15 protein-coding genes are annotated in these 10,202 nt (G+C 60.3%); 7 read left to right on the forward strand and 8 right to left on the reverse strand.

Features of this window, described 5'->3' with window-relative positions; translation table 11 throughout:
• Positions 1-180 precede the first annotated feature (180 nt).
• The 3 genes from AC1D06_RS39870 to AC1D06_RS39880 all read left to right on the forward strand — a co-directional run bounded on the left by AC1D06_RS39870 (position 181) and on the right by AC1D06_RS39880 (position 2,304).
• Positions 181-1,104: a hydrogen peroxide-inducible genes activator gene (locus tag AC1D06_RS39870; RefSeq protein WP_477876710.1), complete on the forward strand. Its 924-nt coding sequence runs from the start codon at positions 181-183 to the stop codon at positions 1,102-1,104.
• Positions 1,105-1,219: 115 nt separating this feature from the next.
• Positions 1,220-1,810, forward strand: a complete 591-nt coding sequence (locus AC1D06_RS39875; protein WP_477876711.1) for a hypothetical protein — start codon at positions 1,220-1,222, stop codon at positions 1,808-1,810.
• A gap of 125 nt (positions 1,811-1,935) precedes the next feature.
• On the forward strand, positions 1,936-2,304 hold the full coding sequence (locus AC1D06_RS39880; protein WP_477991030.1) for a hypothetical protein: 369 nt from the start codon (positions 1,936-1,938) through the stop codon (positions 2,302-2,304).
• A 113-nt stretch (positions 2,305-2,417) separates the two neighbouring features.
• Here AC1D06_RS39880 and AC1D06_RS39885 read toward each other — a convergent pair whose 3' ends face one another.
• Together AC1D06_RS39885 and AC1D06_RS39890 are read right to left on the reverse strand one after the other, a co-directional pair.
• Positions 2,418-3,041: a nucleoside 2-deoxyribosyltransferase gene (locus AC1D06_RS39885; RefSeq protein WP_477991031.1), complete on the reverse strand. Its 624-nt coding sequence runs from the start codon at positions 3,039-3,041 to the stop codon at positions 2,418-2,420.
• Positions 3,042-3,055: 14 nt separating this feature from the next.
• The gene (locus tag AC1D06_RS39890) at positions 3,056-3,844 is read right to left on the reverse strand and encodes a M15 family metallopeptidase (RefSeq protein WP_477991032.1); all 789 of its coding nucleotides are present in this window, start codon (positions 3,842-3,844) and stop codon (positions 3,056-3,058) included.
• A 232-nt stretch (positions 3,845-4,076) separates the two neighbouring features.
• Between AC1D06_RS39890 and AC1D06_RS39895 the strand changes: the two genes are divergently transcribed.
• On the forward strand, positions 4,077-4,529 hold the full coding sequence (locus AC1D06_RS39895; protein ID WP_477991033.1) for a carboxymuconolactone decarboxylase family protein: 453 nt from the start codon (positions 4,077-4,079) through the stop codon (positions 4,527-4,529).
• 73 nt (positions 4,530-4,602) lie between these two features.
• On the opposite strand, the gene AC1D06_RS39900 is transcribed toward AC1D06_RS39895, so the two are convergent.
• From AC1D06_RS39900 to AC1D06_RS39915, 4 genes are read right to left on the reverse strand one after another with little or no spacing between them, the layout of a single operon-like run.
• Positions 4,603-4,902 carry a hypothetical protein gene (locus AC1D06_RS39900; protein ID WP_477876716.1) on the reverse strand — a complete coding sequence of 100 codons (300 nt, stop codon included), beginning with the start codon at positions 4,900-4,902 and terminating at the stop codon, positions 4,603-4,605.
• A gap of 33 nt (positions 4,903-4,935) precedes the next feature.
• Positions 4,936-5,289, reverse strand: a complete 354-nt coding sequence (locus AC1D06_RS39905; RefSeq protein ID WP_477991034.1) for a hypothetical protein — start codon at positions 5,287-5,289, stop codon at positions 4,936-4,938.
• A 45-nt stretch (positions 5,290-5,334) separates the two neighbouring features.
• A complete protein-coding gene (locus tag AC1D06_RS39910) occupies positions 5,335-5,946 on the reverse strand; it encodes a pyridoxamine 5'-phosphate oxidase family protein (protein ID WP_477991035.1) in 612 nt (203 codons plus the stop codon).
• 46 nt (positions 5,947-5,992) lie between these two features.
• A complete protein-coding gene (locus AC1D06_RS39915) occupies positions 5,993-6,877 on the reverse strand; it encodes an alpha/beta hydrolase (RefSeq protein ID WP_477991036.1) in 885 nt (294 codons plus the stop codon).
• Positions 6,878-6,924: 47 nt separating this feature from the next.
• Here AC1D06_RS39915 and AC1D06_RS39920 point away from each other — a divergent pair, with 47 nt between their 5' ends.
• Entirely contained in the window at positions 6,925-7,425 is a 501-nt protein-coding gene (locus AC1D06_RS39920; protein ID WP_477991037.1) for a MarR family winged helix-turn-helix transcriptional regulator, read from the forward strand.
• Positions 7,426-7,600: 175 nt separating this feature from the next.
• Here the strand turns inward: AC1D06_RS39920 and AC1D06_RS39925 are convergent, their stop codons facing one another.
• Complete coding sequence (locus AC1D06_RS39925) at positions 7,601-7,954, reverse strand: gamma-butyrobetaine hydroxylase family protein (protein WP_477991038.1); 354 nt, start codon at positions 7,952-7,954, stop codon at positions 7,601-7,603.
• Positions 7,955-8,090: 136 nt separating this feature from the next.
• Here AC1D06_RS39925 and moaA point away from each other — a divergent pair, with 136 nt between their 5' ends.
• Both moaA and AC1D06_RS39935 read left to right on the forward strand, forming a co-directional pair.
• Positions 8,091-9,125 carry a GTP 3',8-cyclase MoaA gene (gene moaA / locus AC1D06_RS39930; protein ID WP_477991039.1) on the forward strand — a complete coding sequence of 345 codons (1,035 nt, stop codon included), beginning with the start codon at positions 8,091-8,093 and terminating at the stop codon, positions 9,123-9,125.
• Positions 9,126-9,137: 12 nt separating this feature from the next.
• Positions 9,138-9,803: a hypothetical protein gene (locus AC1D06_RS39935; RefSeq protein WP_477991040.1), complete on the forward strand. Its 666-nt coding sequence runs from the start codon at positions 9,138-9,140 to the stop codon at positions 9,801-9,803.
• Between the two features lie 91 nt (positions 9,804-9,894).
• On the opposite strand, the gene AC1D06_RS39940 is transcribed toward AC1D06_RS39935, so the two are convergent.
• The coding region (locus AC1D06_RS39940) for a hypothetical protein (protein ID WP_477991041.1) at positions 9,895-10,202 on the reverse strand (308 nt) is incomplete at its 5' end.

Consider the following 10,202-nt stretch of genomic DNA (forward strand, 5'->3'; position numbering starts at 1 on the left):
CACGGAGCCCTGGAGAGGCCATCCGATCTCATAGCCTGCTGCACGATCGGCCGGCAGGCGCGGTGATGGCGATATGAATTGGTCTCGGCATGGCGGCATCCCATCTTCCTATTTCGACCATATCAAGGTTGTTCCATTAATTTAAGTTGGATTTCCTGATCGCCGCGATAAGATGAGCTTATGATCAACCTGACACTCAAACAGCTCCGCTATTTCGAGGCGCTCGCCCGGCACGGACATTTCGGTCGCGCCGCCGAAATATGCGCCATCTCGCAACCCGCGCTGTCGATGCAGATCAAGGAGATGGAGGAAACGCTCGGCATCAATCTGTTCGAGCGCAGCGCCCGCCAGCTCCGCCTCACCCATTTCGGCGAGACGTTCCTCGCCCGCGCCCGCGAAATCCTGCGCTCGGTCGATGAGCTCGAGGATCTGGCGCGCGCGGCGCAAGACCGGCTGGTCGGGCGGCTGAGGATTGGCGTCATCCCGACGATCGCGCCCTATCTGCTGCCGACCATCATCGGCAACCTCACCCGCCTCAATGAAGGCCTCGACATCCATGTGCGGGAATCACTGACCTCGAAACTGATGCAGGAGCTGGCTGCCGGGCGGCTCGACACGGCCATCGTGGCGCTGCCGGTCTCCGAGCCGTCGATAACCGAGGTGCCGCTGTTTGCCGAAAACTTCGTGCTGGTCCGGCCGGGCGAGGACGAGGGCAAGCCGGTGCCGAACCGCGAGGCACTGCGCGAGATGAAACTGCTGCTGCTCGAGGAAGGTCACTGCTTCCGCGACCAGGCGCTCTCCTTCTGCAACATGCAGACGGCGCTGCCGCGCGAGCTTCTGGATGGCAGCTCGCTCTCGACGCTGGTGCAGATGGTCAGCGCCGGCATCGGCGTGACCCTGATCCCGGAAATGGCAGTATCGGTGGAAACCCGCTCCGCCACCGTTTCCATCGGCCGATTTCCGGGCACCCAGCCGGCCCGCACGATCGGCATGATCTGGCGCAAGACGAGTCCGCTCGCCAAGCAGCTGATGCAGGTCTCCGACGTCGTGCGCCAATCGGCCGAAGAGATGCGGGCGCAGCATGCCACGAAGGCCGGCGCCTGAACGCGCAGGCTGCACACATTGCCGGCATCAATCGTCGACAAGTCACCAGGGGAACATCGGCACCCTCTGAGAACGGATAGAGGTGGTAACAACAGAAGCAAAAAGGTCTTCCCGCATGAATCTCCGTCCGATCCGCTCCGCCCTTGCTGCAGCCTTCATCCTCGCCGCAGGCGCAGCCCTTGCCGACGACAGGCTGCCGCCACCGGTCAACGGCGTCACCTTCGAAGAATGGGCGGCCGGCAATGCGCGGCTCTCCAATCAGCAGCCCCTCGCCGATATCCTGAAAGTGCTCAATGTCGACGAGGCGCATTGGAACCAGACGAACGCGGCCTTCCTCGACGCGCTGAAACATGGCGACCCTGCCTCCTACATGTACATTCACTATGGCGAAGTCTTCGCCAACCCCGCCGTCGGCCGCTTCAAGGGCCGCAATGATCAGCCGGAGATCGAAGCCAAGCTCGCCACCTTCGACGACTATGCCCGCGTCCAGGCCGACCTCACGGTCTCGGCAGAATTCGGCAAGGACCCGCAGGACGTGCTGAAGCAGCATAACCTGACCGTCTACGAATTCTCGCAGGAGGCCGGCAACTGGGTGAAGCTGATGGGCAAGGCGGCGGAGGCAGGACAGACAGAAAAGACGGAGAAGATGAACCGCGTGATGCAGAAATATGAGGCGGAGTATCGGAAAAAGTATCAGGCGGAATAGCCAGTGAGGTGTGATCCCCCTTGTGAAGGTGACTCAATGCCTTCACTGCGGTCATAAATCGCACCTGGATATTGAAAACCACCGGTCCCGTCACGAAGTGAATAGCTAAACCGGAGTTCCCGAAGATGTTCTATCTCGTGCTTGGCCTATGCGCCGCGATCGTGACGTTTTTCGTCGCTCGTTACTTCGCTGTCAAAACCAGGCTGGTCGAAAAAACCATCAATGAAACCATTGCCCGCAAATTGCTGACCAGCAAGCACAGCGCCGAACTGCATCGGCTGCGCGAAGAAAATGGCGTCATGCGCAATTTGCTGGTCGACATGCTGGAAAACGAGGCATCAGTGACCGCCGTCAGCCAGAGCGCCTCTTCGACGGAGAAGCAGCGCGTTGTTGGCGCGATAGCACAGCGTCGGCGCGAGATTTTCGCCGAAGCGATGTACACCTTGCAGCACAGCGAAAAGAAGGGTGCCCGCGCCTCAAATCTTGCTGAATGATGGGTTGCGCAGCCGGTTCAGGAGCGCGAAGGACAAAAACCGGGCTTTGACTTCGGATTGCGCCGGTCCGCCCTCGCCCCCTCTGTCAAACCTGGCTACGCCCAGCCCACCCCTCAATCGTCATTGCTCGCGTCAAGCTCTTCCGGCCGCTTCCCCTCGTCTTTGTGCCTTTCGTCCCGTTGCTGCGCCAGCGCCTTGAGGCATTCCTCAAACGCCGTCAGATCCGTATAGAGCGCATCCGGCGCAGCAGCATGGACGGCAATATGCCCGCCCCGGCGCTCGACGCCGCCATGCATCATCAGATTGTCGATCATGTCGAAGTCTTCGGCCGACAGGCCGTCCGGGCCACGCTTGTGGCCGTCGGCCGTCGGCGCGATCTTGCCGCCATAGTAATCGACGGTGCGCTCGTAATGGCTTGTCGTGACGTTGGTATAGGCAGCCACCAGCTTGCCCTGGGCGCACATATAGCCGAGTTCGAAACAGGTGCCGACATCCGCCGCAATGCCGCGGAAGGGCGTGAGGTTGGCGATCACACCATCGGCGCGATCCATCATCTCTTCATCGACCCTGCTGATCGCAAGGCCGAAGCCGTGCTTGGTGTCGGCCGGCGGGATGTCGAGATCGCCTGGGCAGATCGCCTCAAAACCGTATTTCTGGCAGAGCGCCACCTTCGTCTTCATCATCTCGCGCGCATTCGGCAAGAAGACTTCGGGACCGGCCATGTAAAGTTTCAGCATTCTCGGACTTCCATTCATTGACAGGCGGATACGCCGGAACGACGGGCGATTTCGAGGAGTTCCGGCCKATATTCGAAATGCATCGTATCGTAATGATACCAGCGGCCACCCCAAATGAAACCGTGTTTCTCAAAGATGGCGACGATTTGCATGGGAAATTTGTTCTTGTAGACCGGCACATGGCCCGGTTTGTCACCCGACCAGAGCCAATAGTCGGCGAATTTGGTGTTGAGGTCGATCGCCGCGCCAAAACTATGGACCGAGAGGTTCTTCTGCCCTGCCACCGGCCGCCAGTTGAAGACGCCGGCCGACGGCGCGAGATATTTCTTCAGGTCCGCATGGCCGGCAAGCTCATCCCGGGCTGCGGCCAGCGCCTTGTCCACACCGTTGACCTTGGTCACATGCAGCGTCTCGCCGAACCATTTCACCGGCACGAGATTGTCCTGCACCTCCTTCTTCGAATCGCCATACATCACCCGCATGAAGCGCTCGGAACGGATCCGGCCGGGATCGAAATTGACGTCGGGCCGGGTTTCGCAGGGCCCAGCCGGATAGATCTGTTCAAGGCTGTCCTCGACGTCGCCATCCTCCAGCATCTGGAAATGATCGCGTTTCTTGCCATCGTCGACGATCACCGCTTCCTGTTTCCGGCGGAAGACGATGTGGTTGTGGGAAGCGCTGGTCACCGTGTCGGGATAGGCTTTCACCAGGATATCGAGCTTCTGCTCAAGCGTGAGGTCGGCCGCAAGGGCTGGACCGGCCATCGCCATCGCTGCAAAAACACCGGCTATTGCTGATTTCATCTTCCTCTCCTCGCCCGCTCCTTTGATTATAACGTTCCTGTGGGGCGCGCTATTTGCGTAGATAAGACAGCCGCCTCGAAATCCCCATCGGCCAGCCGGCAAGGATCGCACAAATTCCCGACGCACACACGTCGCTGCACCAGACTTCCCTCTTGAAATTCTTACGCCGTATAGCCAACTCTCATCTTGGCCTTACAGTGTAAGGTTTTTCTCGGATCAAGGGAGTTTCCAGATGACCGCGCATGTCTCTCGCATCCTTGCCACCGCCTCGCTCATCGCCGTCACCATGGGCATCGGTGCCAGCTTCGCCGGCGATGTTCCCGCCTCGGCCGATGCCGCCTATGCCGAAATCAAGCAGATGATGGGCGGCGTGCCGACCTTCGTCAAAGCCTTCCCGAAAGAAGCGATACCCGGCGCCTGGGCCGAGGTCCGCGACCTGCAACTGAGCGACAAAACGGCGCTGAACGCCAAGACCAAGGCGCTCATCAGCCTCGCGGTCTCGGCACAGATTCCCTGCACATACTGCATCTACGAAGACACGCTCGACGCCCGCCGCGCCGGCGCTACCGACCAGGAAATCCAGGAAGCCGTGGCGATCTCGGCCCTGACCCGCCACTGGAGCACCGTGTTGAACGGCATGCAGGTCGATATGGCGACGTTCAAGAAGGAAGTCGGCGGGCAATAAGATATTGCGCGGCTGGTCAGGGCCAGCCTCTGTGCCGGTTCCGTCCCTCGGCCCTGTCGAGGGATGGCGACATCTAGCGCCGCGACAGCCGAGCTTCTGCCAGCTTCAACTCGGCGACAATCTCATATCCGCTGTCGGCGAGATTGTCACCGCGCTGGACGGCGGCATTGAGTTTCGGAAGCAGTTGCGAAAGTTCCGGAACACGGGCAAAAGCGTCGCGAATGTCGGCATTGCCTTCCTCTTCGAGCGGAACTCCCGCGCCGGGATAATGGTCATCCGCGTCGAGCGCGCGACCGAACTGGCTGACGGCGCCGCGAATGGTCTCGAAGGCGCCTTCAATGCGTTTCACTTGCTCTGGATTGAACTCCGTCACGTTTGACATCCACCTGCTATGGTCGAAGATGTTTCAGGTTGTTTCGGAAATCAGCTGCGGCTCCCGCCCCTCCATCAAAGCAGACATTTCGGCATCTTCGATGGGACTCCAAGTCCGCCCCCGATCCGACGAGCCAAAGTAGCGGCATTTCGTTATCGGGTCGAGGATGAAGCTGAATTGCGCGACCTTGACGACAAGGCAATCCGGCAGGGCTAGCAACTGAGCGCTGAAAGAATGAACTTCATCGGGGCCATGCGGGGCAAACATGAAGCTGGCATGCGTCGCCGTGGTGACTTCGACGTCGAACGGTTCCGGATCTTCTCCCTCGAACACGACCGCCTCGTTGTCATACCATGACGTGGGAAGTTCGCGCGTGACGAGCCTCATTGGCGATCTCCTGCCTCCACTGCCCGAAACAACACAGCCGATCACCTACCACATGGTCTTGGCGGCGCGCCCGGCCCATTCCTTGTCATAAGTCTCGCCGTCGAACTCGGTGGCGATGCCCTTCAACATGTCGCCGACAGTCGGCAGGCAGCCGGGTGCCACGAATTTTTCCGCGTTCCACAGGTCGGCGCGGATCACGGCGCGGGCGCATTGCGAATAGACCTCGTCGATGGTGATCACCACGACTGAGCGCGGATGCTTGCCGTCCATCTCGAAACGTTCGAGCAGCGCGGGCTCGATCGCCACGATGGCATGACCGTTGACGCGCATCGTCGTGTTTGAACCAGGGATCAGGAACATCAGCGCCACGCGGGGATCGCGCACGATGTTGGAGAGCGAATCGACCCGGTTGTTGCCGCGCCAGTCGGGCAGCATCAGTGTCTTCTCATCCTCGATATGCACCACCTGGCCGGCGTCACCGCGCGGTGAACAGTCGAGCCCCTCCGGTCCCGATGTGGCGAGCGCCACGAAGGGCGAGGCCTCGAGCATGCGGCGATATTCCCGCGTCAGCCGCGGCATGACCTTTACGATCGATGCCTGGCTCAGGCCGCTATTGTAGATTTGAGCGAGCTCCTCGAGGTTTTCGACCTTGCGCATGGTGCATCTCCGTTGCCGGAATTGCTCTACACGATGAGGTGGTAAATCACCCGAGAAAAGTTTTGATGGCATCGATCGTCGCCGGTGAATTGACGATGCGGCGATGACCCAGCCCGTTCAGCCAGACAAGATGGACCTGCGGCCCAACTGCCGCATAAAGGCGGGCAGCGTCCGCCGAAACTTCCTTGTCGTCCTCGGCATGCAGTACCAGCACCGGCAGGTCCGGCTTCGACTTCAGCATCGCATCGGCCGCGTAAAAAGCGACAGGCCGGTGTGTCAGGGCCTCCACCGCCGCCTCCATCTCCCGGTGTACACGGCCGGTAAAACCCATTTCGCCGGCATAGCCATCGAAAATATGCTTGGCGGCCACGGGTGCTGCGATCAGCACCAGCTTATGCGGTGCCCGTCGCTTCACCCAGTCCTGCGGCGCGGCAGCCGCCATGGCGGCGACGAAGCCGCCGAAGGAATGGCCGATCACCGCATCGAAATGCTCGAATTGCCGCCAGACCGCGTCGATCGCATCCACGGCCATCGGCACGGTGAGCCGGCGGCCGCTCGACCCGCCATGGCCCGGCAGATCAAGGCCGACCACTTCGGCGCCCGCCTGTCTCAGCCCGGTGACAAGCGCCTGCATATAGTCGATCCGCGATCCCCAGCCATGAATGACGAGAAGGCGCCTGCCGTCCGGCACCCCGAGCGGCGGGAACCGGTGCGCGGCGACATGGCCGTTCGGCACAGCCAGCATCAACCGCTCCGCCTGCCGCATCTGGGGCTGCGACATGTCGAACAGGCGTTTGACCTTGTGATTGGCGGGCGCAGGATTGCCTGTCGCACAGAATAGCCGGAATGCCGCCTGACCCGCCATTCGCGGCGCGACCAGCCCGGCGAGATTGATGGCTTGCCCTGTCAGCTTGGCGATATATGATGACATGATGATAGCAGCCTGATAGGTTCAATGCTGAACAATAAAGTACAACAATGAACAAAAATCAAGCACTAACCAAAACGCAAAAACTGCCCTGGGATCATCCACGTTTCCGCACCTGGATCGCCGTCGGCCGCGCCTGCCAGCTGATGCAGCTGACGCTGGCGCGCAACATCGCCCATCTCGACATCAAGCCGCCGCATCTTGACATCCTGGTGAACCTCTACCGCCGCGAGGGCATTTCGCAGCAGGAACTGGCGCGCAAGCTGCTCGTCGGCCGCTCCAACATGTCGATGCTGCTGCCGCAGCTGGAAAAACGCCAGTTGATCGAACGCCGCGGCGACGGCCGCGACAAGCGCGTGCTGAGACTATTCCTGACCCCCGAAGGCAAGGACATCACCGAGAAGGCGATGGCGATCCAGACCGCACTGATCGACACGGTGATGGGCGAAACGGCCGAGGAGCGCTGCCTGGACGTGGCCGAGCATATGGAAAAGATCGTTCAGATCTTGCTGGCGGAGGATGCTGATGGAGATATTCAGTCTCATCGTTGAAGCGATCAGTCGCCGACGCGCTCGGAGAAGGATTGAGGAGCGCGTGTTGCGCGGCAATCCGGAAAAGGCGCTTGCTATCCTGGAAAGTCTGAAGAGCCTGCCACCCGAGCCCGGTGACGAAATGCCAACGGCAGACACCGGCAGGCCGGACCATCGTTGAGCGCGACTATCGCGCTCAACGGCTCAACCCCTTCTCCGCCAGCTTCCGCTCATAGTCCGCAAACATCTCCCCGCCCCGCTCGCCGAGTTCCCGCAGATAGCTCCAGGTGAAGATCCCTGTATCATGCATGTCGTCGAAACCGATGCGGATGGCGTAATTGCCGGTCGGCGTCACCGACATGATGCCGACATTGCGCTTGCCCGGCACGGTGACCTCCTGGCCCGGCCCGTGCCCCTTCACCTCCGCTGATGGAGACAGCACGCGCAGCATCTCCGCCGGCAGCGCGAAGGCCGCACCATCGTCGAAGGCGACGTTCAGCACCCGCCTGTCTTTGGACACTTTTATCTCAGTCGGCCAATGATCACTCATATTCACATCCTTTTGTCCGCAATTAAGGACCAGCCGTCGCATCCGCAAGAACTTTCGGGTTCAAATCCTGTTAGACTTCACTATATAAATCGAGAGAGACGTGAGCCGTCTGTCGCTCGCGTAAAGGTTCGCACGCATGAATGCCCATCCCGGCACGATCACAAACGAGACACGTCCGGCGCCGATGATCGATCCATTCGGGCGCCATATCAGTTATCTGCGCGTCTCGGTGACCGATCGCTGCGATTTCCGCTGCACCTATTGCATGGCCGAGAAGATGGTCTTCCTGCCGAAGAAGGATCTGCTGACGCTGGAAGAGCTCGACCGCGTCTGTTCCGCCTTCATCGCCAAGGGCGTGCGTAAGCTCCGGCTGACCGGCGGCGAGCCGTTGGTGCGGCACAATATCATGCATCTGGTCCGCAGCCTGGGCTCGCGGATCGGCTTCGGCCTGGAAGAGCTGACGCTGACCACCAATGGCTCGCAGCTTGCCCGCTTCGCCGATGAACTGGCCGATGCCGGCGTCCGCCGCATCAATGTCTCGGTCGACACGCTCGACGCGGAAAAGTTCCGCGCCATAACCCGTACCGGCGAACTTGCCAAGGTGCTCGCCGGCATCGACGCGGCCCGCAAGGCAGGCCTGCACGTCAAGATCAACAGCGTGGCGCTCAAGGACTTCAACGACCGCGAAATCCCCGATCTGATGCGCTGGGCGCATGGCCTTGGCATGGACATGACCGTCATCGAAACCATGCCGATGGGCGAGATCGACGAGGACCGCACGGACCAATATCTGCCTTTGTCGGTGCTACGCCAAGAGCTGGAAGGCCAGTTCACCTTGGAAGATCTCGACTTCCGCACCGGCGGCCCGGCCCGCTATGTCCGCGTTGCCGAAACCGGCGGCCGGCTCGGCTTCATCACGCCGATGACCCATAATTTCTGCGAGAGCTGCAATCGGGTGCGGCTAACCTGCACCGGCACGCTCTATATGTGCCTCGGCCAGAACGATGCCGCCGACCTGCGCGCCGTCCTGCGCTCAAGCGATGACGACACCGTCCTTGCCGCAGCCATCGACGAGGCCATCCGCCGCAAGCCCAAGGGCCACGACTTCATCATCGACCGCGAGCACAACCGGCCGGCCGTCGCCCGCCATATGAGCGTCACCGGCGGCTGAGGGATTTTCTCGATGCGTTTGCAGACCATTTTCCGGCCGATCGCCTGCCTTGCGATCGGTATTGCCCTCCTGTCCGGCACGGCCCGAGCCGATGACAACAAGGCGATCGTCCAGGCAATGCGATGGGCGGAGAAAGTCACCGGGAAGGCCTGTGACTTCAAGGCTTTTCAGCAGAGCAGCGAACTGGGCAACAGCCATGTCTACCAAATCCGCTACCGTCACCCCGGCCAGGACCAGGATTCGCCCGACAATGTCTTCCCGCTCTACGAGCTGCTTTGCGCACGCGGCGCCACTGTTTCCACTTTCGTCTACCTGACGAAGGAGGACGGCGCGTTCCAGATACTGTCCTTCGCGGAACCGAAGCTCGATTACGACTATACCGACGAGAGTTTTTCCAAGCTCAAGTCGCCACCGAAAGTGGCCGGCTATACGACCACATCTGTTCTCACCGATTCCGCCTTMGACCCGAAGACAAATTCGATCTCGATGAATGCGAAATGGCGCAAAGAGGGTGACGCCTGGTCATCCGGCACATGGCGGTTCGGGGATGCTCAGTTCGTCCTGCAGCGATACGACGTCGACCCGACCTTTGAGGGAAGCCTCGACGGCAACAATGGTACGGCGCCCGAAAACAAGGAAAGCTACCAGGTCTTTCCGATTATCGAGCGCAACCAGTAACAGGCGGCGAGCGCTGGCAATTAGCGCAGGCCCTTGATCGGCTCAACAAACCTACAAAAAATCCGCGGATTAATTCTCTTCAAGTTCGGCTTTAGTCATATCGGGTTGAGGGCCAAAGCACGTTTGCAATTCCTGTTGCCATAAATCTGTTGTTCGGCATATCCTCCGTTACCCAGCGAGCATTATTCAACATCAGATGACCATGAAGGCGAGCTTTGTCGAAACGGCTTAGATCGACATAAGGAAAATATATGCGGAAGAGTACCGGTGTTTCGTGGCTGGGCAAATTGCTGACAGCAGGACTAAGCTTTGCATTCTCAATCGCATGCTGTGCGAATGTTACGCCGGCCATAGCCTCGGAGCCCATCGCTGTTACAGGAACTACGGTGACCATGACCC

The sequence above is a fragment of the Rhizobium sp. P2_G2 genome, from assembly GCF_056403555.1.

Coding starts and splice junctions, on each gene's coding strand:
- AC1D06_RS39905 (WP_477991034.1), bottom strand. CDS start 5,289: ATGAGGCTCGTCACGCGCGAACTTCCCACGTCATGGTATGACAACGAG.
- AC1D06_RS39910 (WP_477991035.1), bottom strand. CDS start 5,946: ATGCGCAAGGTCGAAAACCTCGAGGAGCTCGCTCAAATCTACAATAGC.
- AC1D06_RS39895 (WP_477991033.1), top strand. CDS start 4,077: ATGACCGCGCATGTCTCTCGCATCCTTGCCACCGCCTCGCTCATCGCC.
- AC1D06_RS39885 (WP_477991031.1), bottom strand. CDS start 3,041: ATGCTGAAACTTTACATGGCCGGTCCCGAAGTCTTCTTGCCGAATGCG.
- AC1D06_RS39875 (WP_477876711.1), top strand. CDS start 1,220: ATGAATCTCCGTCCGATCCGCTCCGCCCTTGCTGCAGCCTTCATCCTC.
- AC1D06_RS39870 (WP_477876710.1), top strand. CDS start 181: ATGATCAACCTGACACTCAAACAGCTCCGCTATTTCGAGGCGCTCGCC.
- AC1D06_RS39915 (WP_477991036.1), bottom strand. CDS start 6,877: ATGTCATCATATATCGCCAAGCTGACAGGGCAAGCCATCAATCTCGCC.
- AC1D06_RS39920 (WP_477991037.1), top strand. CDS start 6,925: ATGAACAAAAATCAAGCACTAACCAAAACGCAAAAACTGCCCTGGGAT.
- moaA (WP_477991039.1), top strand. CDS start 8,091: ATGAATGCCCATCCCGGCACGATCACAAACGAGACACGTCCGGCGCCG.
- AC1D06_RS39925 (WP_477991038.1), bottom strand. CDS start 7,954: ATGAGTGATCATTGGCCGACTGAGATAAAAGTGTCCAAAGACAGGCGG.
- AC1D06_RS39880 (WP_477991030.1), top strand. CDS start 1,936: ATGTTCTATCTCGTGCTTGGCCTATGCGCCGCGATCGTGACGTTTTTC.